The organism is Phormidium yuhuli AB48 (assembly GCF_023983615.1).
Classification (GTDB): Bacteria; Cyanobacteriota; Cyanobacteriia; order Cyanobacteriales; family Geitlerinemataceae; genus Sodalinema; species Sodalinema yuhuli.
On record NZ_CP098611.1, the window covers coordinates 1,810,908 to 1,835,448 of the forward strand.

A 24,541-nucleotide genomic window follows, 5' to 3' on the forward strand; every position below is an offset into this window, starting at 1 on the left:
GGTCGGTGACGACCTGGCCCAGAAAATTTGAGACAAAAAAAAGCGATCGCACCTCCGGCCGTCCAGTTCCCCGGGGGAACCGGTACGCCGCAGGAGATAGGCTCTCAGCTAGCGTTAAAAAACTTTACCTTTTATAGCACAGTTCTCACGGTTCTCGGCACAATCGGGGCGATCGCCCTCAAAACCATGGCGATCGCCCCGATATGTCAGCAAACATCAGTGGCCTCCGGGCCAACCCCCCTAGAGAACCACCAAATCGGGATAATGGCTGAGCAAGTCATCAGCCGTTAAGGAATCCGTCTGGGATTGAGGCGTCCAGAGCAACTCAAACACCAAGAGAGAGTGGGTGGGAACCGCCGCCAGTGTTTGCAGAACCGTTTGCAACTCATCAGCGGCGGCAATAGTCTCAAACAGAGGTTGATTCCCCTGGGTTGCGACCAGGAAGGTGACGACAATATATTCACCGGGATCTAACTCCTCATCCTGGGAGAGCGATCGCTGTCGAATCCGTCCTCCCACATTAGAGAGAGTTTCCTCACTAAACTTACTGCGTTCCTGGATTGAGAACTGGTCAAAGGCCTTTTCCGCCTCCTCAGAATTGGGATACACCTGTGACTCCCCTTGAACATGAGTCCAATAATCTGGATGAGACAACAGGGACAAGGAACATTCCTGGAGAAATTCTTTCAATCCCTCCGGTGAATTGAGATCCGCCTCTAAACTCAAGTCCGTCAACTGAGCCTGGAGTTCATGGGCCTGAGCCAATAACCCCACTTGCAATTTTGTCACTGTCAACGAGTCCGACGACCCCCCAGGGGAGCGACGACGGAGGAACCACCACATGAGAATCCCGGCCCCCAACAACAGGAGTAAGAACAGTAGAATACGCCCCGAGCCATTATTCTGACGTTGCTGAGATGCCGTTTGAGCCTGTTGGGTGGTTTCATCCTCAGTTTGCACCCCAGAGCCAGTTCCAGGAGATTGGCCTTGAACCGTGGGATTCACCGGAGTCGAACGGCCGCCCCCCCCTCCCCAGGGAATTGGCACAAAGAAGAAGGAGCGAGAGCGTCCCACTCGCGGTTCATAGTCCCTCGGCGACGACTCGGCCCGGGGGGTCGTGCGTTCAGGAACCGCAGCCGGAGCGGGAGCCGGAGTGCTTCTGGGGCGACTCTCGGGGGTGGGAGCCGGAGCAGGTGTATTAAAAGAGCCACCCCGAGTTCGTCCTCCCGTCGAGCCTCCCCCGGGAACCGGAGTTGGAGCCGGAGCGGGGGTGCTGCGAGGAGTGGTACGTGAGGGGGTTTGGGGAGTGGTGCGCGAGGGACTGCGCCCCCCGGTCGAGCCACCGGACCCCCGAGAACGGCTCGGAGAACTGCGACTGGGGCGACTAAACGAGCCTCCCCGACTCCGTCCTCCCCCCCCTCGCCGTTGCGCCTCCGCCATTTCCAGCCCCCATTCGAGCTGGAAGTTGACCGCAGAGGGTCGAATACTGATGCTGTTAACCGAGAGAATGGCCAACAGGCTGGCTAGGATTAGGGATAGCTTTTTCATGATGTTTTGAGGGGGGCAACGGCAGGGTCAATGGAGGAGGGGGTGAACCGTGGGGAGTCGTCGGTGTTCATCAGTCCCCTTCCCCTCTAGGTTAACATTCCCGTTTTAAGGCTCCCCTGACCGGATTAGCCTGAGCCAAAGCCCCCACCGCCGGGAGTTTCGATGACAAAGACATCTCCGGCATCCATCTCTACCGTTGCTGTTCCCCCTAGGGCGATCGCCTCTCCATCAGCCCGTTCTACCCAATTGCGCCCCACCTGGCCCGCCTCGCCGCCTGCTAAGCCGGCTGGGGGGACAACCCGATGACTCGAGAGAATGGACGCCGTCATGGGTTCTAAGAAGCGCAGCCGACGAATGACCCCATTACCGCCCTTAAATTGCCCTTGGCCGCCACTTCCCTCGCGAATGGCAAATGACTCCAAAAGGATGGGGAAGCGCCATTCCAGGACCTCTGGGTCGGTCATCCGTGAATTGGTCATGTGGGTATGCACGGCATCAGTCCCGTGGAATCCAGGACCGGCCCCTGAGCCGCCACAAATGGTTTCGTAATACTGATAGGTAGCGTTACCAAAGGTGAGGTTATTCATGGTTCCTTGAGAGCCAGCTAACACCCCTAAGGCCCCATAGAGCGCATCGGTAATGCCCTGGGAGGTTTCCACGTTGCCCGCCACAACAGCCGCTGGATAGCGAGGATTGAGAAAACAGCCCTCGGGGATGCGAATCTCTAAGGGTTTGAGACAGCCGGCATTTAGGGGAATATCATCATCGACTAGGGTGCGGAAGACATAGAGAACCGCTGCTTTACAAACTGCCGCTGGGGCGTTGAAGTTATTGGGAAGTTGAGGGGAGGTGCCGCTGAAGTCGATAATGGCACTGCGTTCGTTGGGATTAATACGAATGCGGACTTGGATTTGTTCGCCGCTATCGAGGGGATAGGTAAATTCCCCATCTTTGAGGACGGAGATGGCCCGACGGACCGATTCCTCGGCGTTATCTTGAACATGACGCATATAGGACTTGACGGTGGCCAAGCCGTAGTGAGCGGTCATTTTCAGGAGTTCATCTACGCCTTTCTGATTTGCGGCAATTTGGGCCTGCAAGTCCGCTAGGTTTTGGGGGATGTTGCGGGCGGGATGGGGACCCGATCGCAATAAACTGACGAGGGTCTGTTCTTGGAACTCTCCCCGTTTCACCAGTTGCACGTTATCCAGCAAAATCCCCTCATCGTCAACATGACGGCTATTGGGAGGCATCGAACCGGGGGTGATGCCACCAATGTCGGCATGATGGCCTCGGGAGGCGACGTAGAAGAGGGGGGTTTCCCCAGACCCGGATTCGGCAAAGACGGGGGTAATGACGGTAATATCCGGCAGGTGAGTGCCGCCGTTATAGGGATTGTTGAGGACATAGACATCTCCGGGTTCGAGGGAGAGGTTGGGTTGGTCGATTAGGGCCCGCACACTTTCACTCATGGAACCGAGATGAACGGGAATATGAGGTGCGTTGGCCACTAATTGCCCAGCCTCATCAAAGATGGCACAGGAGAAATCGAGCCGTTCCTTGATGTTGACGGAGGTGCTGGTGTTTTGTAGGGTGACGCCCATCTGTTCGGCGATCGCCCGGAAGAGGTTGTTGAAAATCTCTAACAACACCGGATCGGGACGTTCCCCAAGGCTGTCGGTCTGCATCTCCCGTGCGGTCAGTTCGGCTTCAACGTCCGACCAGGATTGACGTTGCCGTAAGATGAGGTAATTCTGTTCGGTTAAGCTGCCTTCCCAACCGGGTTCTAAGACATTGGTTCCGGTGGATTCGATGATAATGGCGGGGCCTTGAATCACATCGCCGGGTTGTAAGTGGTTGCGTTCATAGACTGGAGTATCCCGCCATTCCCCTTTGAGGTAGGTGGAGACTCGGGCCACGGGGTCTGGGGGGGTGGAGTCCTGACGGCTCAGTTGGGGTTCTTGGGGGCGATCGCTCGTAAAGGGCGAAAGATTTTTCGCCCCTACGATTGTTTCTAGGGAAATCGTCGCCACCACCAGAGGCTTGTTGTCCATGATGAAGCCATAGCGTTGACGATGTAGGCTCTCAAACTCCTCTCGCATGGCGGGGATATCGGCAAAATCCACAATTAAGGTGGAATCGGTTCCCTCGTATTTCAGATGGACTTTCTTCAATTGTTGCGGGGGCCGACTGGCACTGTGAGGGGTGTTACCGGGGCTGTTGGCGGAAACCTGAGTCTCTAACGCCTGAAACTCACTGCCGAGCTGTTGATAGTTCCCAGGGGTTAGAGGCAGTTCTAGGGATTGTTCCTGTAACTGTCGTTGGTCGGCTAACCCCATGCCATAGGCGGAGAGAACTCCGGCATAGGGATGTAAGAAGATTTCCGAAATCCCCAAGGCTTCGGCAATCAGACAGGCGTGTTGTCCTCCGGCACCGCCAAAACAGCAGAGGGTATAGTTGGACACGTCATAACCCCGTTGTAGGGAGATTTTCTTGATGGCATTGGCCATAATCTCCACAGCAATGGCGAGAAAGCCTGAGGCGACGGCTTCGGGACTGCGTTCATCGCCGGTTTGCTGCTGAATGTCCTGGGCTAAATCCTGGAACTGCTGACGAACTCGCTCCCCATCGAGGGGTAAATTCCCGTCTGGGCCAAACACGGCTGGGAAGAATTGCGGTTGCAGTTTGCCCAACATGACATTGCAGTCGGTGACGGTGAGGGGACCGCCTCGTCGGTAGGCGGCGGGGCCGGGATTGGCTCCGGCGGAGTCGGGGCCAACTCGATAGCGGGAGCCATCGAAGTGGAGGATACTGCCCCCACCAGCGGCGACGGTATGGACGGCCATCATGGGGGTTCGCAGCCGCACTCCGGCGACTTCGGTTTCAAATTCTCGTTCGTATTCGACGACTCCCTCGGCATCGCCGGCATAATGGGCCACATCGGTGGAGGTTCCCCCCATGTCAAAGGTGACGATGTTGAAGAAGCCGGCGCGACGACTGGTTTGCACAGCTCCGACAATGCCGCCAGCGGGACCGGAGAGGATGCTGTCTTTACCTTGGAATTGGCTGGCGGCGGTGAGTCCCCCGTTGGATTGCATGAACTGGAGGCGGGGGTCATTTTCTAGGGCAAAGAGGCGACGACTGACTTGTTCGACGTAGCGACGTAGAATGGGGGAGAGATAGGCGTCGACGACGGTGGTATCGCCGCGACTGACCAGTTTAATGAGGGGGCTGACTTGGTGAGAGCGGCTGATTTGGCTAAAGCCGATGTCTTGGGCGATCGCGGCGATTTGGTCTTCATGGTCTGGGTAGCGATAGCCGTGCATGAGGGCGATCGCACAACTGCGAATGCCGGCATCATAGGCCGCTTGCAGTTGGGGAATCAGGGCTTCTCGGTTGAGGGGCGTCAGACAGGTTCCGTCAGCACTGAACCGTTCCTCGGCTTCGAGGACGCGATCGCACAGCAGACTGGGGAGACGAATCTGGCGGGCGAAAATATCGGGGCGATTTTGGTAGCCAATGCGCAGGGCATCCCGAAATCCTTGTGTTACCACGAGAACCGTGCGATCGCCTTTACGTTCTAGCAAGGCATTGGTGGCAACGGTGGTTCCCATGCGTACTTCACCAATCTCGGTATCGGGGATGGGTTCACCTGGGGTTAAGCCCAAGATATCGCGGATTCCTTGCACGGCGGCATCTGCATACCGTTCTGGGTTTTCCGACAGAAGTTTGTGGGTTACCATTGTTCCCTCGGGACGTTGGGCAACAATATCGGTAAAGGTACCACCACGATCAATCCAGAATTGCCAACGGGTTAACTGGGTCATAACGGACTCCTGTACATTAACTAAAAGACAATTTAAAATGGACAATCAAGACTAAATAAACTCCCTGGAAAGAAGATTTACAGAAAATAGAGATGTCGCTTTTTATCTGTCTAATTTTCTGCTGAACAGACCTGAGACAACTCAGGAGGGGGAGACCTTCCGAGACTGAAAAGCTTCTCAACGGTGATCTAAATCAATCAGTTGAGACCACGAATCATCCAGAATTGTGGGGATAGAGATGGGGGTAAAATTGAGACTTAGGCAAGGTGTGTCGGTTCAGTTCCCCCGGAGTTCTGTTATTCTCTTAGATTGTCGGATCTAACACTCATGAATTTTCTACGCATTCTTTTTTTAACATTAATATTAGGTGTGGTGGGGTCTCAAGGGGGAGCAACGGTATTAGCCGTGACCTTCGTTCCTCCCAACCAGGAGCCACCACAGCAAACCCGAGGGGGAGCCTCCCGGGGGGGGGTGACCTTTATTCCTCCCAATGATGACCCACCTATCAATACCAGTGGCGCTGGCTCTCGGGATTATCACTCGACTCTCATCGCTTTACTGCCATCGGAGCATTATGGCCAGACGACTCGGTCTCATCCCCGTTTCTTCGTTTATACTCCATCTACATCGGCCCGCCTAGCCTTTTTTAGTATCCTGAGCGAAACGGGCCAATACCATTATCAGGGCTATCTACCCATTAATAATCAGGGGGTGGTGCAAGTGCGACTTCCGAAGTCAGCGCCAGAATTAGCAGAGGGACAAACCTACCAATGGCATTTTGCCCTGATTACCGAAGATCGCCTACGTCCGGACAGTCCTCGGGTTTCTGGCTGGGTGACTCGGGTGGCAATTCCTGGGGAGATTCAAGAGGTGGAAGAACAAAGCAAAGGACGGCGATCGTTGGACTTGGCCCGGGCCTATGGTCGTGAGGGCCTTTGGTATGATGCCCTAGAGACTTTGGCAGATTTACGACAGGAGCGCCCAGCCGTGACGGAGCTTAATCAATCTTGGACTTCTCTTCTGGAGCAAGTGGGCCTGGGGGCGATCGCCGAGGAACCCTTTCTTGATGTCTCAGGTTCTCAAGTTCGATGATGGGGATTTCCCATTGGCTTAAACGCTTTCAGCGTGAAGTGATTGTGGCTGTGGTGACTGGAACCGTGGCTCTGGCTTCCGCGTGGGGGGCCCTGGAACTGTTGGAATGGGTCGCCCTTGATACTCTGTTGGTCTTGCGTCCGGCGGAACCCTCTGATCAACGGATCTTGCTCGTCACCGTTGAAGAAACAGATATTGGCAATTTGGGAGGGTGGCCCCTCTCCGATGCCATTTTAGCTGACCTGCTCGAAACCCTGGCGGCGGAGTCTCCCCGGGTGATTGGTTTGGATCTCTATCGAGATCTACCCCAAGAACCGGGCCATGATCGCCTACAGGCCGTCATGGCTGAGTTACCGAACCTCATCGGCGTGGAACGAGGGTTGGGAAGTGGACGGGTTCCCCCACCTCCAATTTTGGCCGAGCGCGATCGCGTGGCGTTAGCAGATGTCCCCCAAGACCGAGATGGGACGATTCGCCGCATGATTATTTCGGCCCCCGTCGAGGGTGAGATTAAACTGGGGTTCGCCACCCAGGTGAGTTTGTTTTATCTGGAGCAACTCGGGGTGACCCTAGAGGCCCGTGACCCGCAACAACATCGCTATCAGTTGGGACAGGCCCAGTTTGTCCCCTTAACGGGTGTTGAAGGAGGCTATTCTCCCCGAGATTTGGGCGGCTATCAAGTCTTCCTCAACTATCGCCACCCCGCGCATCACTTTGATCAGGTGTCTATCTCGGAGGTGTTAGAGGGCCGTGTTTCCCCAGAGTTGATTCGCGATCGCGCCGTCCTCATTGGCTCCAACGCTGAGAGTATTAACGATTTCTTTCTGACTCCCTATAGTCAGGCCCTGTATCAGTATCGCCTCAACTCCACGGAGTCCTCCTCCAACGTTGCCATTCCCAACCATCAGATGAGTGGGGTAGAAATTCATGCTCACGGGGTTAGTCAGATTCTCAGTAGTGCCTTAGAGGGTCGCCCTCTGATTCGATTTTGGCATCAGAAGGGGGAATGGGGTTGGATTCTCCTCTGGACCATGGTGGGAACCTATGGCACTTGGGTCGGATTGGCACAACAGGCATTTAAGGAGCAGTCCGCCTGGCTCTATCCCTTGGTTTTGATGACCTCAGGGACGGTGGCGATTGGGGCGATCGCCTATGTCAGTCTTCTGGGAGGGTGGCTCATTCCCACCGTCTCCCCTCTCATCGCCCTAGTGTTAAGTACTGCCCTCAGTAGTCATGCTTATCAAGAACAGCAACTGCGGGCCTTTACCCAACGACTGCAAGCGTATTCGACAGACTTGGAAGAGCAAGTACGCCAGCGCACCCAAGAACTTGAAGCCGCTCGCCAGGCGGCCGACTCTGCCAATCTCGCCAAAAGTGAGTTTCTGGCCAATATGAGTCATGAGTTACGCACCCCACTGAATGGGATTCTCGGTTATGCTCAAATTTTGCAACAGGCTAAGGATTTAAATAGTCAACGTCGCGGCGTGGGCGTGATTTATCAATGTGGAACCTATCTGCTGGAACTCATCAATGATATTCTCGATCTCTCCAAAATTGAAGCCCGTAAACTGGAACTCAATCCCAAATCTATTCCTCTTAAACCCTTTCTTCTCCAGGCAGCCCAAATGTTTAAGCCTGCCGCTGAAAAAAAAGGGATTTCTTTTTATTGTGAACTCGATCCTCAACTTCCTAAATTAGTTGTTGCTGATGATAAGCGCCTGCGGCAAGTCCTCGTTAACTTAATGAGTAATGCGGTTAAATTTACCAATAAAGGCTCAGTGAGTCTTCAAGTTGAAACTCTTAGCTATTTTGATTCTGACTCAGATTCAACCCCCGAAGTCCGGCTTAAATTCTCAATAACCGATACGGGTATCGGCATGACAGAAGCCAATTTGAGGAAAGTTTTTTTGCCATTTGAACAGGTTAAGGAAGCCCAAAAGTTAGCCGAAGGAACTGGATTAGGGTTAGCCATTTGTGGACAACTGATTCGTTTGATGGGGTCCACCCTTCACGTCGAAAGTCAGCCCGGACAAGGCAGTTGTTTTCATTTTGAATTGACCCTACCCATCCTGGATACTGCCAATGCGCCAATTCTATCTCGCGACTATTCCAAAATCACGGGTGTTTCAGGAGTTGCGCCTTGTTTGCTGCTGGTTGATTCCTCGGCCGATAGTCGCAGTATCTTAGCCGCCTTGCTGAGTCCCTTAGGCTTTAAGATTCTGGAGGCGGCGACGGCTAAGGAAGCATTAGAGTCCCTAGGCAAAATGACCTTAGAGGAGGATGGGGAAACTTCTGCAAAGGCAATTATCCTCGAACTCAATTTAGAAGATGCAGATGGTATCGCCGTTATTAAAGCCTTACGAGAGCCTGAACGGGACTGTCAACTGCCTATCATTGCTGTTTCGAGTCATGTGTTTAGTGATGCGAAGGAACGCAGCTTAGAGGCTGGAGCGACGGCATTTCTCACGAAACCCTTCCATCGCAATGATGTCCTACTAGCTCTAGAGCGCCATCTTGAGTTACGCTGGGTTATGCAAGACGAGTCAACTGCTGACGCCTCTAATGATGTTCAATCGATTGAGGAAGTTTGTCCCCCGGAGATCATCCCAGAATCCCTATTAGAAGAACTATTACATTTAGCTCGCAAAGGAAATTTGAAAGACCTGAAACGCCGCGCTGAGGAACTTCAAGAGGAACATCCTCATCTACGTCCCTTTGCCAATCATATTCAGCATTTAGCCCGTCAGTATCAGGAACGGGCTTTGTGTGAGTTTTTAATGAACTATCAAGCGCAACAATGATGGTACGAAAACGGGTGTGGCGCGTTGTCATGCTGATAATGCTGCTGGTGCTGGGGTTTTGTGTCCCGCTCAAGGTACAGTCTCAGGGGATTCCAGGTTTATCACAATCTGAGGTGACGATGCCCCGGTTGGGATTGCCGATTTATCGCCCGTCCTGGGAGTTGGGTGATACGGTCGATCCGACCCTATCCCTGATGCCGGCTTGTGCGGCGGATGAGGGAAATCATTTAGTTCTTTCGGGCCGGGGTGGGGTTCCTGAAGACCCAAGATATCTGTTGCGGGGGACAGTCCTCTGGCGGGATGAGTTCTCGGAGGGGTTAGAGGAATTGTCGAAGGAAACCTTGGCTCAGTTAGAAGATCTCAACCGTCGGGGCCAGGAGTTAGTGGAACGGGGCCAGTCTTTGGCGGCGTTGGAGGTTTGGCGGGCGGCGGAACAGGCTTATGCACAGGCGGGGATAGATGGGGGTGTTTGGGGGAGCCGCCTCAATCAAATTGAGCAATTGAGAGCTTTGGGACGCTATCCCCTAGCACGACAGGCTTTAACCTCAATTCTGCCCGAGTTACAGGCGTTATCTCCCTCTCCCTTAACGGTTCAGGCTTATGGGCTGTTGGGGGAATTGTTACAGATTATGGCGGAACCGGAGCAGTCTCAGGAGGTTTTAGAGGAGGGGGTGAGGCTGGCTGAGGCGTTAGGGGATTCGCGGCTGGTGGCTCAACTTCAGTTCCGTTTGGCGAATGGCGATGGTCATCAACGGCGGCTCTCCCAGGCCCTGGAGAGGTATGAGAGGGTGATGGAGACTCTGGACTCTGAGGCGGATTTGGGGTTGGAGGCCCGTTTAAATCGGCTACGGATTCTGGTGTTACGGAAGGAGTTGACGGAAGCTGAGGCGGCGTTGGCGGAAGTTGAGGCGGATTTGCAACGACGCTCCCCTTCTCGGAGGACGAGTTATGGGCGTATTAATTTGGCTGAGAGTCTGTTGCAATGGGATGGCCCAGGCTATCAGGAGTTGGCAGTTGAACAGTTGAGCCAAGGGGTGAGGGAGGCCCATGATTTAGGGGATTTACGGGGTGAGTCTTATGGGTTGGGTCATTTGGGACAGTTGTATGAAGGGCAAGAGGACTGGCCAGCGGCGGCGGACATGACACAACGGGCCTTGAGTCTGGCTCAAAGTCTGGATGGACGGGATTTGACGGTGTTATGGCAATGGCAACTGGCCCGGATTCTGGCGGCTCGGGGGGAGCGTTTGCCAGCTCTGGCGTTATACCGGGATACGGTGGCACTGTTGAGTGAGTTGCGTTTGGATTTGCTGGGGTTAGATCCTGAGCTTCAGTTTCCCTATCGTCAACAGATTGAACCGGTATATCACGGTTTGGTGCGGCTGTTACTCCAGTCTGCGGCGGAGGCGGAACCGGAGCAGAAACAGGCTAATTTGCGGGAGGCTCAACAGACGCTGATTTCTCTGCGACTGTCGGAGTTGGATAATTTTTTCCGAGAAACCTGTTTGGCGGCGGAGGCGATTGATTTAGAGGCGTTGGATGAGTCGGCGGCGGTGTTTTATACGGCGATTTTGAGCGATCGCCTGGCGGTGATTCTCTCGATTGCTGGGGAGTCGCCGCTGGTGTATGAAACTGAAAAACCTCGCTCTGACGTGGAGGAGAGTTTGGAGTTAATGTTGCAGTCGATTAATCCGGCGGTGGCGGAGGAAGACCGTTTGGAGCGATCGGCCCAGGTTTATGATTGGCTGATTCGACCGGTTCAGGAGCTATTGGAGGAGCATGAGATTAAAACGTTGGTGTTTGTGCCGGATGGGAGTTTGCGGAATGTGCCTCTGGGGGCGTTGTACGATCGCACTTCGGGGGAGTATTTGATTGAACAGTATGCGATCGCCCTCACCCAAAGTCTTCGGCTTCTAGAAACTGGGTCTTTGGCTGAGGGGGAGTTTAGGGCGTTGCTGGGGGGACTGAGTGAGGCTCATCAAGGGTTTACGGCGATTCCGGCGGTGGAGTCGGAGGTGCGTCAGATTGCGGAGTTGATTCCGGGAACTCAATCGCTGCTGAATCGGGCTTTTACGCGGGAGGCTCTGGTGGCTCAAAGTCGCAATACTGATTTTAATGTGATTCATTTGGCGACCCATGGCCAGTTTAGTTCCCGGGCGGATGAGACGTTTCTGTTAACGTGGGATGGACGGATTCAGGTGTCTGATTTGGATCAGGTGTTGCGATCGCCCACTCGTCTCAATCCTATTGATTTATTGGTGTTGAGTGCCTGCCAAACGGCGACGGGGGACGATCGCGCGACCCTGGGAATTGCGGGGTTTGCTTTGCGATCGGGGGCCAGGAGTACGTTGGCAACGTTATGGTCGGTGCAGGATGAGCCGACGGCGGAGTTGATGGTTCGCTTTTATGAGGAACTCTGGCGTAATTCTGGGCAGAAGAAGGCGGAGAGTTTGCGTCAGGCTCAGTTGGCGTTGTTACGCTCTCAGGAGTATCGTCATCCGGCGGATTGGTCGCCTTTTGTGTTGGTGGGGAATTGGTTGTAATCCTTTTACTATTTTCGCTATTTCCTCATTCATTTCCTTATTCATTTCCTCATTCATTTCCTCGTGACTTGGCTCCGGCCAAGTCATGCCCTTGGGGAGGCTCTGCCTCCCGACTACAGGCGGCAGAGCCTCCCAGAGTCCGTATCATGGCAGAGCCATGACACGAGAAAGGAGGAGGGAGGAGGATATAATAAGAGAAAAACAACCCTTGGTTTTTTTCAAGATAAGAATTTGCTGTTTTAGTATTTATTCCCAGGATTCTAGAAGAGATTGCCAGGTTTGCAAGGTCGAAACAACTTGTGGCTTGCGGGATTCGACGAGGGCGCCGATGCTGATTAAGATGATACCAAATCCTAAGCCAAGAATCCATTTGGATAAGGTATAAGTGGCTCCTAAAATAATAAACTGCTCAGAAATTGTGATAATAAAAAATGCTGTACCAACAAATAAAAAGGCACGAACTTTTGAACCTAATCCTGCCAGTAAAACCAGTAGGCTAAGGGTGGCGATGAGGAACCAGTGACTTTGTAGATAGGAGAGTGCAAAAAAGAGAGTGAGGGTGATGAGACGGATTTGATGCCGTAGAGACCGTTGCTGTCCCTGTTGGAAATAGGGGTCAACGCGGGTGATATAGAGAACAGAGAGGGTGATGGGAGCCAGCCAGAGGGTGCGATCGTCAATCTCAAAGGCTTGCAATCCTTGTACAGCTAAACCGCAGAGGGCTAGGAGAGCTAGATAATGCCAACGGATTTGTCGCTCCCATCGGCCGAGGATGCCGTAAAAGAGGGCGATCGCCAAAACACTCAGGGGATGTACATGATGAATCGTCAAGACTCCCACCGTTGCCGGTGACAGCCGTGATACTTGATGCCAGGGGGTGGGATGCCAACCCCAGCGGGACCAGGGGGCGTGATAGAGGAATAGGGCTAAAGCGACGGCGATCGCCCCCATGAACGGAAGCACCTGCTGCTGGGTTCCGGAAATGGCAATGCTGATACTGAGAACGCCATAGCCCTGGGCGACCCCCAAATAGAGCCAGAGACGACTGTTTCGGGTGAGATGGGGTTGACGGCTTTGCAGGATGGCGTAGCTGGTGAGGAGTCCGCCGCTGATGAGGGCCAGAGGAGGCTGATTGATGGGAAGCGTGGCGGCGAGGCTAAGTAGGACGGTTCCTAAGCCCCAATGAATGTGGGCGAGCTGGTGCAGGTGCCGTTGGGGTAGCTTGAGATAAGCCGAGAGTGGGGAGGCGATACCCCGATAGAGATACATCCAGCCAATCCACAAGAGAGTTAGGGCAACTTGGCGATCGCCCAAACCGATTCCAGAAAGCTGTCTCAGCAGCAGTTCACTACTCCCCAGGGTTAAGCCCAAGAATCCGATATAAATTAACAGCCGACCCCAACGGGGAATCTCTCGGCCGACGTTGATGAGAATTAGGGAGGCTCCTAGAGTAATCACTCCGGCCCAAGAATTGATGATATTGGAACGCAGAACTAAGGCGATGAGACCATAGAGAATGGGTAGGGTATGCAGGGGGGAGAGGACCGAGTTGCTGAGGGCTGGAAGCGTCGTTAGCCGGTTGCCCAGTTGTTGCACCAACAGGCCCAAGGCGATATTGACTAGGGCTAACACCCAGAAGGAGTCGCCGAAGCTAAAGACAATCTCGACGGCCAACAGTTCTGGGAACCAGCCGAGGCTGTAGAGTCCCCGAGCGTTGAGATAACGACCTTGATGGATGACGATTGCGGCCATGACGAGGCCCAAACTCAGCACCACGAAGGGAGAGGGGGAGACGATGGGGCTGGGATAGGACAACACTGAACGTAGGGTGAGGCTGGCCATGAGGGTGAGGCAGGTTAGCCAACCCCAGAGACGAAGGCCGAAACGATAAACCTGCCAGAAGTCGGTTTCCTGGGAGCGTCCCCAGCGTTCTACGGTCCATAAGCCTAGGGGAATCAGGGAGAGGGCTAGGAACGCCTGTTGTCCGAACAGGGGGAAGATTTGAACCGCAACAGCACCGCTCCAGAACACCCCAAAGCCGACGGCGATCGCCCCGGCTCGCCGGTCTCGTAGGGAGTAGGCTAGGGGGAGAAGTAGGAGCAGTCCGAGGCTGAAACTGAGAATGAGGGCCGGTCGCAGTTCCGGGAGGGTCGCAAATACGAGGTTTAAGAGAGTGAGATGGCCTCGTAGGGGGAGGAGTTGCAGGGCGATCGCCCCGACAATGGCGAACCAGGCGGCAGAGCGGCGATACTGAGCCACACCATAGCGAGCGGCGATTCCCCAGGCGAAAGGTAACAGCCACCACAACCAAGCCAGAGGAAAAGATTCCTCAAAGGGCAGAGGGCTGGGACGCCACGCCACTAAGATGAAATAACTGGACAGTCCTAAGAACTGGGTGATTTGCCAAGCACTGGTTTGCCAAACTCCGGCGGCTTGTCCCTGAGTCCAGAGGGTTTCCAGGAGGGCAAAACCGAGCAGAAGCAGGCCCCATTGCTCTAGGGAGAGATTGCCCTCAAGTTGCCAGTCCAGGAGGGATGCCACTCCCCCCAGTAGGAGCAGTTGGGCAATGTTGGCTAATATCAGCCCTTGGGGATAGCGGCGTTGAATCATCACGGCTAACACCGCTCCCAGGGGCAACCAGAGTAACCAAATTTCTGAGAGGGTTTCTGTCACCATTAGGGTTAGGCCGAGTCCCAAGAGGAAAATCCCCGCATCTCCTTGTTGGGAGAGGTATCGCCGTGAGGGCTGATGTCGTAGCCAGCCAGTGAGCCAGAGTAAGCCGAGGAGATAGGGGAGGCTGAGGACGGCGACGAAGGTTTGCCAGGAGGGAGCTGCGAATAGGGTCTCTAGGTTTTGCCAGAGTGCTTCTAGGAGGGAGTCGGGCAGCAGTTGCAGTAAGACGAGGTAGCCTTGCAGGCCGACTAGGGCAGTGAGGAGTAATTCAGGGGGTTGGCCGAGCCGTTGCAGCCGTTGTGCGAGTCGATGCAGAGCTAGGCCGGTGACGGTGAGGGTTTGCCAGGAGAGGTTTAAGAGGGAGAGGAGCCAGCCGCAGATGAAGAATAGGGCTCCCAAGCGGCCACGCCGGGGCGGTGTGGTTTGGGCCACCTGCCAACCGAGAAGCCCCCAGGTTAGTCCTAAATTGGACAGGACTAGAGGGTCAGTCAGGAGTCCCCGGACGCAGATGCTGCCCAGTCCGTAGGCGACGACAGCCAGGAGGGAGAGCTGGGGCCGTTGTCGATAGCGGAGGAGGCCCACTAGGGTGGCGAGATAGAGACCCAGTTGGCTGAGTTCCGGGAGGCGGCTCAAGGGCCAATGACAGAGACTAAAGAGGAGGAATAGGACTGTTTGCGATCGCGAGAGGTGGGACTCTTGCCAGAGCCAGACGGTCAAGGAGAGACTGGACAGTGCTAGGGTCAGCCATCCCAGGGGCGATTCCCAGAGTCCCAACTCATCCATGGCCCAAAAGTTGAGGGGAATTAAGCCTAAGACGATGGTATGGAGGGTTTGGGCGGTTAAGGTCAGTCGTTGACGACGTTCCAGGATGAAGCTGGTGAGGGCGAAGGCGAGGGTATAGAGCCAGAGAATGCCATATTGTCCGGCTGGGGGAAGTTGTCCCCATTGACTGGCGGCGAGAACGGCTGAGGAGATGAGGACGACAAACACTCCCAAGCCCAGCAGCCAGCGGATACTGAATTCATCTTTGATAGCTTGGGCGATGGAGCGTTGACGGGGTGGGGGGTCAGGGGTGGAGGGTGAGGCGGTTACTGGGGGACGGTAGGGGATGCTGGCGGCCCTTAGGGGCTGTTGGGAGGCGGGTGCTGATTGGGGTTCCCAGGCGGGTAGGGGACAGGTCAAACCCTGACGACATAAGCGTTTGATTTGGTCATCGTCGAGTAGGTCGAGTTGCCGCCAATGGTCGAGTCCATCGAGACAGTGGGGATGGTTGATGTTGAGGGGGACGAGGAGTGGGGGACGGTTCTGCATGGGGGGTGAGGGGTGGGGGATGTTCCAAACTACTCTCTGGCTTCTGGGGCTGTCGAGGTGGGTTTGGACAGTTCCCCAGTCGGGCGGTTGGGGGAGGTCCTGTGGTGGGGGCGATGAGGTTGAGGATGAATGGCAACGGAACAGGCGGGGGATGGTTGTAAAATAATGACAGGGTTAAGGAAGGGATTTATGGCTATCGGGCGATCGCTCCTAAAACTAACGATTGGTGGTGGCTGTTTGCTCGGCGGTACCGTATTTCCGCCCCTGTTAGCTGGGGAAGGGATTACTTGGTCCGTTGTGTTGGCAACGGCTTTAGCCAGCGTGACGGCCGGGAATACGGCTAATGCGATCGATGCTTTAACGGAAGAAAAAGAGCCAGACCAGGTATCGTTAGAAAATCATGACTTAACTCGGGCGGTGGGGAAAGCCATGGCGGCCGTCATCACCCTGGCCGCCAAATCACAACGGGGCAAAACCCGCCAATATCTCGAAAAAATCGCCGCCCAAGCCAAGGATAACTGGGTGGCGATCGCCCAACAGGAACTCACGAAACAACGTTACCCCGACCTGCGAGAAGGGAAACTCGACCAATTCCTCACCCCAGAAGAATCCCAACTCACTCAACAAGGCAACCTCACTGATAGCGAATGGGGGGATATCTTCATCCGCCTCAACATGGCAGCCTGTAAAGGGGGTGGCTTTTCCATTCCCCCAGAGGTGCGTCAACACGTCGCGGAATTACTCCATACCACCTTCCCCAAAGCTTTGCGAGAAACGCTGAAGGAAGACTTTGCCCAGGATGGGAAAGCCTTTGCGGGGTTAACCTTGCAGTTACTCACGGGAATGCAGGCACAACTGAGGCAACTGCAAGCGAATCAAGGGGGGGTGAATGTTGAGGAGTTCAGCCAAATCCTGCAACAGTTTCAGGATTTGGAAACCCAGTTACGGGGAAGTGTTAGCCAGCAGCAGGCGTTTTTTCGGGAGGTGTCCCGTGGGATTGAGTCGGGTTTTGCGGAAGTCTGTGAACGGTTGGGGGTGATGGAAACCACCATCAGCGAATTGTTACAAACCCTAGAGGAACGCCTAGAGGAGTTGCGCCAAGAAGTGACGGAATTTCGTCAAGAGGTGCGGCAGGGGTTCGAGTCGCTGCACAATCAACCGGGGGGGCGATCGTTATCTAAACAGGAGTATCGCGATCGTCAAACTATCTTGACTCAGATGCGAACCGAGGTAGAAAGCCGTTTAACCCAGTCTATCCACCGGGCGGCGTTCGTGAATTTGGGCAAAGAACAGCAACCCCAGCAGGTGCAACGTCCTTGGGATATGTCGGTGAAGGTGGGGGAACAGCGCAGGGTTCAGTTACCCCCCCAGACGACGATTCTGGATGTGTTTGATAATCCCACCATTTCCGGCAAGTTCCTGATTTTGGGCAAACCGGGGGGCGGCAAAACCACGACCTTATTAGAGTTAGCGGAAGCCTTGCTTGAGCGGGCAGAAGGGGATAGCAATGCCCCCATTCCGGTGATTTTGGAGCTTTCGAGTTGGCAGGAGGTGACAAAACCGGAAAAATATGACCCTTCGATTAAGGAGTGGGTTCTGTCAATGTTTAGGTTTACATTGATACAAGATTTTCAATACTGAAATTATAATCTAATAATCTAAGGAGCAGAAGAAATGAGTATTGACGACTATAGAGTCTTAAGGGAATTAGGCGGAGGTGGCTTTGGAAAAGCTTACCTTGTTGAAGCTCGCAAGGTAAATGGTAAACCCAAACGAGTGTTAAAACACTTACAGGTTAGTGAAGTTCGCTCTCAAAAGGAGTGGGAAATCTTTGTAAGACTTTTCAAGAAAGAGGCGAAGATTCTTGGCTTACTAGGTCAACATCCGCAAATTCCATCATTATATGAATATATCTATGAATATGGTAACTTTTTTTTGGTTCAAGAGTATGTCAAGGGTTGTTTGCTATCCAGAGAAATCCAGACTGGGAACAAGCTCAGTGAAGCTAAAGTTTTATACCTAATAGAGGAAATACTAGTTATCTTGAAGTTTGTCCATGACCAGGGGGCAATTCATCTTGATCTGAAGCCTGACAATATAATACGTCGTACAAGCGATGGTAAATTGGTTCTAATTGATTTTGGAGGAGCGAAGCAAACCAGTGCTTTGCAAATTACTCCTGGTGGAGGGACTAAATCTACTGATTGTGTCGGAACTAAAGGATATATGCCAGCAGAGCAAGCAATGGGACGACCTAAACCTGCTAGTGATATTTATGCAGTGGGTAAGATTGGAATTCAAGCATTAACAGGGATACATCCCTATCGAATACCAGAAGATCCTCGTACAGGTAAGATATTATGGGAAGATTTAGTTGATGGGGTTAGTAAAGACCTTACTGATCTTCTTAACAAGATGACGCAGTATCACTTTTCTGAGAGATATCATGATGCCTCAGATGCCTTGAAAGCGGTTCGGGATTTAAAGAATAAAAACCTGAACTTTAATTTCCAACCCTTTGATCCAAATTTCATGTTACAAGTTCCGATCACTCCTATTCAACCTAAACCAATCAATCCGATACCCGATCCTCCTTCTCCGTCTCCTGGTGGATACAGTGGAAATGTTCCCAAAGAAAATCCAGGTATTAATGTTCAACCTGATGTACCTCCAAAGCAGCAAAATGGAAGAAACAGCGCCAAAGAAGACGAAGGTTTTAGAGTAATGATGTTCTTCCTAATAACCGGATTCTATGGCGCTAGTGGATTTGTTCATACGGCTATGAATGCTCCACTATTGGTTTCAGGCTCTTTTATTGCTTCCATAACTACTAGTATTATATACTCTAGTTTTTCGATATCAAAATATGTGGAGAAAGGTTCTGTAATTATAGACCTGGCAAATATAGTGCTTATTTTACTAGGATGTTTTAGTACCATTATATACATATTTTGGATGTGTTCTGTATTGGGCATGATTATGAATGGCATTTCGGGTTTAATATGGATCGTGATACCCTTTTTGTGTTTGTTTTCAATCGGAGGAGTTCACGAAATCCTAACCAGTCCAAATGAAACTTGCGACGTTGATGGTCTTGTTATTCTTATAATACTATCTATCCTAGCAGGTGTTATTTTTGGTTATATCTTTAAGCCGATTTTTGGGGTATGATATTCATCGCCCCATCCTGCAACGAGTCGGCAACCGCTACCGCTTTATCCATCGCCTCGTGCAAGAACACTTCGCCAACCTAGAAATCCAGAAAGAGTAAAGCCACATCAAACAAAACCCGTTCTCAAACGCCCATTTAAATCGCCCTGTATCCTCAACCCCAGAAAACGATGAACCCAACTCAATATCAACTCTCCCTCAGCTTTGAACCAGTGGTGAGCCTCGTCAACCAACTACCGGAGGCTGACACATTAAAACTCAGTCAAGCCTTATCCAAAAACTTGCTAGATAGCAAACTGACTCATCTTCTCCAATGCTTCAAAACTGATGAACTCTCCAGTTTCAGGGACAAACCAGAGTTTTGATAGAAACCCGGTTTCTGAGTCCCCACTTTCAAGCGAATCAACCCGGTTGAGCAAATAGAAAGTATAATCAAAACATCACCTACAAACTGAATCAAAAACCGATGTCTAATTACCAAGAAATTCTGCATCAAGCTCAAACTCTAACTTCAGATGAGCAAAAACTTCTGTTAAAAGAACTAGCCACCCTAGTTTCTCAGGGTGAACCCTCTCAAGAGGTGCAAAATACTACCGAATCACCCCGACTCAACTTGAATCGATGGCGTGGGTTTCTACCCAAGCGCGTCGATGCTCTGAAATTTCAATTAAAAATTAGACAAGAATGGGATGCCGAATAAATACCTTCTCGATACTAATATCCTGATTTATTATTTTAATAATCAGCCCGAAGTTCAGGATGTATTTGAGGAAATTGACAGCCGACAAGCAGAGGGATTTTACTGTCCAATTACTTGGGTTGAGTTGCTTTGTTACCCGGGTCTAACCGAAGACCAAGCCAATGAAATGCGAGAGTTTTTAAGGCTAATTAACTGCGTATCCTTGACCGAAGCGGTTTTAGATACTGCGGCGATAATTAGACGAAATTATCGCTTAAAACTGGCTGATGGTATCATTGCCGCTTGTGCTTTTGTCACCGGATGTATTTTGGTCACTCGCAACGTTGATGATTTTAAGCGCATTGACGGGTTAAGTTTATGGAATCCATTTGATAAGTGATGTCTTCCAGAAACCCGGTTTCTGGAAATTTGGCTACAATAGTAGTCACCCCCTTAGCCCATCCTCAACTTAAATCAGTTTAAGGAGAAGTTGGCATCAATCAGGTATAATTAGATATTAATCACAAATCAGAGGGATTCATGCTGAACATACAACTAGACCCCGAAACCGAAGCCCGTTTAGTGGAAATTTTAGCCAAGGAAAAAACGACCAGTGATGAATTGATTAAACGTTTGGTTAAAGAACGCTGGTTGAGTTTATAACCCCGCCAAACGATTGTCGAAAGACGTGGGGGACATCCTGAACATCTGTTAGAAGATGCGCCACCTGATTTGTCCGAACGGGCTAATCGCAAAAAGGCGATCGCTGATTATTTGAAAAAGAAACATCCTCAATACGATTTGCTATGACCTAATATCCTGTAATTATTGGATATAAACGAGTGAAATTAGCCGTAAAAACTGAAGGGAAAAATCATGCCCATTATTAGGATTTCTAAGCAATATTTAATTGACCAAAATGAGGAATTTATTACCGTGGACGTGCCTGTTTCAGTGGTAGCCCTCTGGCAACGGGATTATGCCAAGGTTGCCAAAGCCAAGGGATTGCTAAAAGATAAGCGAGATAAAATGCGGGCTCATCTCGACACAATGCGTCAAGAGTGGGAGCGGTGAAATATCTCTACGACACCAACATCTTTATTGACTACTTGGCTGAAGAAACAGCAATATTGCCATTTTTCTCAGAATCATTTCTCAGACAAAATGAAGTGATTATTTCCTGCATTGTGCGAATTGAGTTGCTGAGTTTCCCAGAATTATCCAATGAGGAAGAAGCGGTCATTACTGATTTGTTGATGCAGTTTGAACAAGTCCCCCTACTGCCCCAAATTGAAGATCGCACCATTCAATTACGGCGACATCACCGCCTCAAACTTCCCGATGCCCTGATTGCGGCAACTGCATTACACGGCTCTGCTTGTGTGATGACTAGAAATGTGGATGATTTCAAGCGCGTGCTTGATTTAACATTGTGCAATCCCTTTGAAGAGGTGAAGGAGGGTAATGATACAGATTAACTATTCCCCACCCAACTGCACCGCCAAATCACAGCGCCGCAAAACCCGCCAATATCTGGAAAAAATCGCCGCCCAAGCCAAGGACAACTGGGTCAAAATTGCCCAACAGGAGCTCACCCAGCAACGCTACCCCGACCTGCGAGAAGCCCAACTCGACCAATTCCTTACCCCCCAAGAATACCAACTCACCCAACAAGGCAACCTCACCGCTACCGAATGGGGTGATATTTTTATCCGCCTCAACATGGCAGCCTGTAAAAGGGGAAACCTCACCCAGCAACAGGCATTTTTTACCGATATTTCCGGCAGGATTGATTCCGGTTTTGCAGAAGTCTGTCAACGGTTGGGGGTGATGGAAACCCAGATAACTCAGTTGTTGCAAGGTCTGGAAAGCACCCTCGAAAGTTTGGTGGCAGAAATTCGATCGCATTTTGATGCCGCTAACCCCCATCTTTCCTTAGCAGAATGGCGACCCATTGCCGAGTTAATGCTGGCTGAACGACAGGCATTAACGGCTAATCCGGCATTTAAGCGGGTGGATGTCTATGTGCCGTTGGCATTGGTGGAACGTCGCCAAGTTAAGGAACGGAAACCGGGGCTAAGTCGGGAAAATCCAGAGCAAGAACGGGAAGAAGAGAGCATGACTCCCATCGCCGAGGATGAGTTTTTCGATCGGGTTTTGCGGCAGGGGAAAAGTCCGAAAAGTCAGGGGCGACGGATTGCGGTGATTGGCGAACCGGGGTCAGGAAAAACGACGCGATTACAGGCGATCGCCGATTGGATCTTGGCAGAACATCTCGGCATCCCGATTTGGATTGAGTTGGCACAATTTACCGAACTGACTCTGGTGGATTATCTGGAAAAGTGGCTCAAGTCGGCGGGAGTTGAAGGGGCAATGTCTTCTCTGCAAGACCATAAAGAGTATCTCTGGTTATTGATGGATGGCGAGTATGAAAGGGTAGCTCGGATTGAACAGCCCCAGGTGTCCCAGTTATTAACCGGGTGGGTGGGGTTAGGACGGGCAATTATTACCTGTCGGGTGAATGTCTGGGAAGCCGATCAAAATGCCTTTTCGGGGTTTGATGTGTATCGTAATTTACCCTTTGAGGCGGAGCAGATGGAAACCTTTATCCGGCGATTTTTTGCCCAGAGTGATTAAAATAAGAAAAACCCAACCTTTTACCCTGATGCTAGTTCATCCTTCTCTCCCTCCCCTTCATCATCTCCCTGATTCGTTACCCCTGGATGGGGCCGTGCGAATTGAGTTAGAATCCGGTGTCCCTATTTTTCGGGCATCGGCAACCGTGCAGAATCGGATTCTCATGTTGTTGGAAAAACAGCAACTTGAAGCCTTAACTGAGGCAGAAGAACAAGAGTTAGATGCCTACGAGGAAATTGATGATTATTTAAGTTTTGTCAATCGCACGATTCGTAATTTGGCCTTTGCGCCTAATTCGTAAGGTTAAATAAAATGGCTCGTCCCTGGATTTCTGAACAGATACAAGCAACGGTTAGGCAACGCGCCAAAGGGCTGTGTGAATATTGTCATGCTTCAGAACAGTGGCAATATGTACAATTTACCATCGATCACATTATTCCTTTAGCAGAAGGGGGTTCTAGCGATCTGAATAATTTGGCGCTGGCCTGTTTTCACTGCAATCGTCGGAAAGGACGCTATCAAGATGCGATCGATCCAGAATCAGGGCAAACGGTCGCTTTATTTAATCCCAGACAGGATCGATGGCTGGATCATTTTCGCTGGTCTGACGATTGTTTAAGGATTATGGGCATGACTCCCACTGGACGAGCAACGGTGGCAGCACTAGCCTTGAATCGGGAACGCATCCTGGCCATTCGAGCCGCCGATTACGAAATTGGGCGACACCCACCCTTGGACGATAGATAAGTTCAGCAGTTGTTTACCCGGACTGAATCTATAATGAGGGTTAGATTTTGGATGTCCGTTATGTCCCTTGTCACCCCCACAGGAAACTCGGTTTCTCGGCATTTAGCTACAATAGGATGAGTTGGCGTCAATCAGGTAGAGTTAGACATCAATCATAAATCAGAGGGATTCATGCTGAACATACAACTAGACCCCGAAACCGAAGCCCGTTTAGTGGAAATTTTAGCCAGGGAAAAAACGACTAGCGATGAATTGATTAAATGCTTGGTTCAAGAACGCTGGTTAAGTTTACAACCCCGCAGAAACATTGTCGAAAGACGTGGGGGACATCCTGAACATCTGTTAGAAGATGCGCCGCCTGATTTGTCCGAAAGGGCTAATCGCAAAAAGGCGATCGCTGATTATTTGCAAAAGAAACATCCTCAATACGATTTGCAATGACCGACTATCTCGTAAGTCTGGTAGATAGTGGAATTCTAGTCGCTTACTACAGACATCAATTAATAAAAATAAGTTTATCTCTACAAATTGTGATTATTTCTGTAATCTTGACCAATTGGCAGGAATTTATGAATTTAATTAAAAACAGTAATAGAACTGATGATTTAAACAGTAAAGCACTGATTAACACATTAGTATCAATGACAAATCTACGGGTCATTGTCATCGTCTAAAATATTTTGTAAAATTTCTGGTGTTAAGCCTCATTGTTGTGCTTTGTCTGAAACTTCTGCCATCACCTCAGTTAAACGCTTGTCGTATAAGTTTTCTCGTAAAAAAAACTGAACAATATGACTTAACTGTTTTTGGATTTCCGGGTTAGCCTGTTCAAATGCCGCCTTAATCTCTTCATCAACCTGAAGAATAATACTAGCCATGGTTTTCTTGTCGATTGGCAATTCAGGATTTGACCCAATTCTAGCAGCACATCACGCACCGCTTTAGCCATCCCCCCGTTACAGTAATTGTCCCCTAACCCCTCGCGCTCGTGGCGACTGTAGCCATACCTAGAAAGGGAGCCAGATTTTCTCTCCATATCGCGATCGCCCCTTGACAATTCATTATGCCACTAGATCATTTAGGCGATCGCCTGGTTGAGAAACCGAGTGTCTTGAACACCCGGTTTCTGGGATGTTGAGCCAAAGTGGTGGGGAAGGTCGTCGCCACAGTCATGGCCGTCCCCGCATCCACCAACAATAGACCAGCGTCAGCAGCAACCAGCCTGAAACCCGATAGGTCCCCATCTCACAAACTCGAACCGGAGGAGTCGGCACTGGGTTGTTGGGAATCTCCATCACCGCATTAACATAGGGTTCCACGAAATTCCCATAAGCGTCTTCTAAGGCTTGCCGTTGTTTGAATTTGTCTTGTAGATTAGCCATGACTGACCTCATTTGTGTCTCTGAGGTCAGTGTTTTTTTGGGCTTTAGCCCAATCCAACCAACTGGTTAAATCCTGAAACCCTTGCTACAATGGCTTTATCTGGTTTGGGCAACCCTCCCGTTTGGGCAAGTT

Annotated in this window: 21 protein-coding genes; 16 read left to right on the forward strand and 5 right to left on the reverse strand. The window is 51.4% G+C overall.

Going from position 1 to position 24,541, the window contains the following annotated elements; translation table 11 throughout:
• The first annotated feature begins 27 nt into the window (after positions 1-27).
• On the forward strand, positions 28-291 hold the full coding sequence (locus NEA10_RS07765) for a hypothetical protein (RefSeq protein ID WP_252664755.1): 264 nt from the start codon (positions 28-30) through the stop codon (positions 289-291).
• Here the strand turns inward: NEA10_RS07765 and NEA10_RS07770 are convergent.
• A complete protein-coding gene (locus NEA10_RS07770) occupies positions 241-1,548 on the reverse strand; it encodes a DUF1517 domain-containing protein (RefSeq protein ID WP_252664756.1) in 1,308 nt (435 codons plus the stop codon). The two genes, NEA10_RS07765 and NEA10_RS07770, sit on opposite strands and share 51 nt — an antisense overlap.
• Positions 1,549-1,673: 125 nt before the next feature.
• Positions 1,674-5,375, reverse strand: coding sequence for a hydantoinase B/oxoprolinase family protein (locus NEA10_RS07775; RefSeq protein WP_252664757.1), 3,702 nt, complete (start codon positions 5,373-5,375; stop codon positions 1,674-1,676).
• A 327-nt stretch (positions 5,376-5,702) separates the two neighbouring features.
• On the opposite strand from NEA10_RS07775, the gene NEA10_RS07780 reads away from it, so the two are divergent.
• Genes NEA10_RS07780 through NEA10_RS07790 form a run of 3 tightly spaced genes read left to right on the forward strand, consistent with a single transcriptional unit; the run spans position 5,703 to position 11,808 of the window.
• Positions 5,703-6,467 (forward strand): DUF928 domain-containing protein, encoded by a 765-nt coding sequence (locus tag NEA10_RS07780; protein WP_252664758.1) that lies wholly within the window; start codon positions 5,703-5,705, stop codon positions 6,465-6,467.
• Positions 6,464-9,268 (forward strand): CHASE2 domain-containing protein, encoded by a 2,805-nt coding sequence (locus tag NEA10_RS07785; protein WP_252664759.1) that lies wholly within the window; start codon positions 6,464-6,466, stop codon positions 9,266-9,268. The genes NEA10_RS07780 and NEA10_RS07785 overlap by 4 nt, the downstream gene beginning before the upstream one ends.
• Positions 9,265-11,808: a CHAT domain-containing protein gene (locus NEA10_RS07790; RefSeq protein WP_252664760.1), complete on the forward strand. Its 2,544-nt coding sequence runs from the start codon at positions 9,265-9,267 to the stop codon at positions 11,806-11,808. Before NEA10_RS07785 ends, NEA10_RS07790 begins: the two co-directional genes overlap by 4 nt.
• A 246-nt stretch (positions 11,809-12,054) precedes the next feature.
• Here NEA10_RS07790 and NEA10_RS07795 read toward each other — a convergent pair whose 3' ends face one another.
• The gene (locus NEA10_RS07795; protein WP_252664761.1) at positions 12,055-15,792 is read right to left on the reverse strand and encodes a hypothetical protein; all 3,738 of its coding nucleotides are present in this window, start codon (positions 15,790-15,792) and stop codon (positions 12,055-12,057) included.
• 129 nt (positions 15,793-15,921) lie between these two features.
• On the opposite strand from NEA10_RS07795, the gene NEA10_RS07800 reads away from it, so the two are divergent.
• The 12 genes from NEA10_RS07800 (at position 15,922) to NEA10_RS07850 (ending at position 23,467) form a co-directional block, all read left to right on the forward strand.
• The gene (locus NEA10_RS07800) at positions 15,922-17,433 is read left to right on the forward strand and encodes an NACHT domain-containing protein (RefSeq protein WP_252664762.1); all 1,512 of its coding nucleotides are present in this window, start codon (positions 15,922-15,924) and stop codon (positions 17,431-17,433) included.
• A 33-nt stretch (positions 17,434-17,466) separates the two neighbouring features.
• Positions 17,467-18,963, forward strand: coding sequence for a serine/threonine protein kinase (locus NEA10_RS07805; protein ID WP_252664763.1), 1,497 nt, complete (start codon positions 17,467-17,469; stop codon positions 18,961-18,963).
• 170 nt (positions 18,964-19,133) lie between these two features.
• Positions 19,134-19,328: a hypothetical protein gene (locus NEA10_RS07810; RefSeq protein WP_252664764.1), complete on the forward strand. Its 195-nt coding sequence runs from the start codon at positions 19,134-19,136 to the stop codon at positions 19,326-19,328.
• Positions 19,329-19,429: 101 nt separating this feature from the next.
• On the forward strand, positions 19,430-19,663 hold the full coding sequence (locus NEA10_RS07815; RefSeq protein ID WP_008055509.1) for a hypothetical protein: 234 nt from the start codon (positions 19,430-19,432) through the stop codon (positions 19,661-19,663).
• On the forward strand, positions 19,653-20,042 hold the full coding sequence (locus NEA10_RS07820; RefSeq protein WP_252664765.1) for a type II toxin-antitoxin system VapC family toxin: 390 nt from the start codon (positions 19,653-19,655) through the stop codon (positions 20,040-20,042). Before NEA10_RS07815 ends, NEA10_RS07820 begins: the two co-directional genes overlap by 11 nt.
• A gap of 140 nt (positions 20,043-20,182) precedes the next feature.
• A complete protein-coding gene (locus tag NEA10_RS20845) occupies positions 20,183-20,305 on the forward strand; it encodes a hypothetical protein (RefSeq protein WP_258719058.1) in 123 nt (40 codons plus the stop codon).
• 213 nt (positions 20,306-20,518) lie between these two features.
• The gene (locus tag NEA10_RS07825) at positions 20,519-20,716 is read left to right on the forward strand and encodes a hypothetical protein (protein WP_252664766.1); all 198 of its coding nucleotides are present in this window, start codon (positions 20,519-20,521) and stop codon (positions 20,714-20,716) included.
• A complete protein-coding gene (locus tag NEA10_RS07830; RefSeq protein WP_252664767.1) occupies positions 20,713-21,120 on the forward strand; it encodes a type II toxin-antitoxin system VapC family toxin in 408 nt (135 codons plus the stop codon). Before NEA10_RS07825 ends, NEA10_RS07830 begins: the two co-directional genes overlap by 4 nt.
• Positions 21,107-22,279: an NACHT domain-containing protein gene (locus NEA10_RS07835; RefSeq protein ID WP_252664768.1), complete on the forward strand. Its 1,173-nt coding sequence runs from the start codon at positions 21,107-21,109 to the stop codon at positions 22,277-22,279. The genes NEA10_RS07830 and NEA10_RS07835 overlap by 14 nt, the downstream gene beginning before the upstream one ends.
• Positions 22,280-22,307: 28 nt before the next feature.
• Positions 22,308-22,580, forward strand: a complete 273-nt coding sequence (locus tag NEA10_RS07840; RefSeq protein WP_252664769.1) for a hypothetical protein — start codon at positions 22,308-22,310, stop codon at positions 22,578-22,580.
• 11 nt (positions 22,581-22,591) lie between these two features.
• A complete protein-coding gene (locus NEA10_RS07845) occupies positions 22,592-23,026 on the forward strand; it encodes an HNH endonuclease (RefSeq protein ID WP_252664770.1) in 435 nt (144 codons plus the stop codon).
• A 171-nt stretch (positions 23,027-23,197) separates the two neighbouring features.
• Complete coding sequence (locus NEA10_RS07850; protein WP_252664771.1) at positions 23,198-23,467, forward strand: hypothetical protein; 270 nt, start codon at positions 23,198-23,200, stop codon at positions 23,465-23,467.
• Between the two features lie 263 nt (positions 23,468-23,730).
• Here NEA10_RS07850 and NEA10_RS07855 read toward each other — a convergent pair whose 3' ends face one another.
• Together NEA10_RS07855 and NEA10_RS07860 are read right to left on the reverse strand one after the other, a co-directional pair.
• On the reverse strand, positions 23,731-23,904 hold the full coding sequence (locus tag NEA10_RS07855) for a hypothetical protein (RefSeq protein WP_252664772.1): 174 nt from the start codon (positions 23,902-23,904) through the stop codon (positions 23,731-23,733).
• 291 nt (positions 23,905-24,195) lie between these two features.
• The gene (locus NEA10_RS07860; protein ID WP_068789485.1) at positions 24,196-24,408 is read right to left on the reverse strand and encodes a hypothetical protein; all 213 of its coding nucleotides are present in this window, start codon (positions 24,406-24,408) and stop codon (positions 24,196-24,198) included.
• Positions 24,409-24,541 lie beyond the last annotated feature (133 nt).

Coding starts and splice junctions, on each gene's coding strand:
- NEA10_RS07835 (WP_252664768.1), top strand. CDS start 21,107: ATGATACAGATTAACTATTCCCCACCCAACTGCACCGCCAAATCACAG.
- NEA10_RS07810 (WP_252664764.1), top strand. CDS start 19,134: ATGAACCCAACTCAATATCAACTCTCCCTCAGCTTTGAACCAGTGGTG.
- NEA10_RS07820 (WP_252664765.1), top strand. CDS start 19,653: ATGCCGAATAAATACCTTCTCGATACTAATATCCTGATTTATTATTTT.
- NEA10_RS07800 (WP_252664762.1), top strand. CDS start 15,922: ATGGCAACGGAACAGGCGGGGGATGGTTGTAAAATAATGACAGGGTTA.
- NEA10_RS07785 (WP_252664759.1), top strand. CDS start 6,464: ATGATGGGGATTTCCCATTGGCTTAAACGCTTTCAGCGTGAAGTGATT.
- NEA10_RS07790 (WP_252664760.1), top strand. CDS start 9,265: ATGATGGTACGAAAACGGGTGTGGCGCGTTGTCATGCTGATAATGCTG.
- NEA10_RS07860 (WP_068789485.1), bottom strand. CDS start 24,408: ATGGCTAATCTACAAGACAAATTCAAACAACGGCAAGCCTTAGAAGAC.
- NEA10_RS07850 (WP_252664771.1), top strand. CDS start 23,198: ATGCTGAACATACAACTAGACCCCGAAACCGAAGCCCGTTTAGTGGAA.
- NEA10_RS07770 (WP_252664756.1), bottom strand. CDS start 1,548: ATGAAAAAGCTATCCCTAATCCTAGCCAGCCTGTTGGCCATTCTCTCG.
- NEA10_RS07775 (WP_252664757.1), bottom strand. CDS start 5,375: ATGACCCAGTTAACCCGTTGGCAATTCTGGATTGATCGTGGTGGTACC.
- NEA10_RS07780 (WP_252664758.1), top strand. CDS start 5,703: ATGAATTTTCTACGCATTCTTTTTTTAACATTAATATTAGGTGTGGTG.
- NEA10_RS07840 (WP_252664769.1), top strand. CDS start 22,308: ATGCTAGTTCATCCTTCTCTCCCTCCCCTTCATCATCTCCCTGATTCG.
- NEA10_RS07845 (WP_252664770.1), top strand. CDS start 22,592: ATGGCTCGTCCCTGGATTTCTGAACAGATACAAGCAACGGTTAGGCAA.
- NEA10_RS07855 (WP_252664772.1), bottom strand. CDS start 23,904: ATGGCTAGTATTATTCTTCAGGTTGATGAAGAGATTAAGGCGGCATTT.
- NEA10_RS07805 (WP_252664763.1), top strand. CDS start 17,467: ATGAGTATTGACGACTATAGAGTCTTAAGGGAATTAGGCGGAGGTGGC.
- NEA10_RS07795 (WP_252664761.1), bottom strand. CDS start 15,792: ATGCAGAACCGTCCCCCACTCCTCGTCCCCCTCAACATCAACCATCCC.
- NEA10_RS07815 (WP_008055509.1), top strand. CDS start 19,430: ATGTCTAATTACCAAGAAATTCTGCATCAAGCTCAAACTCTAACTTCA.
- NEA10_RS07825 (WP_252664766.1), top strand. CDS start 20,519: ATGCCCATTATTAGGATTTCTAAGCAATATTTAATTGACCAAAATGAG.
- NEA10_RS20845 (WP_258719058.1), top strand. CDS start 20,183: ATGCTGAACATACAACTAGACCCCGAAACCGAAGCCCGTTTAGTGGAA.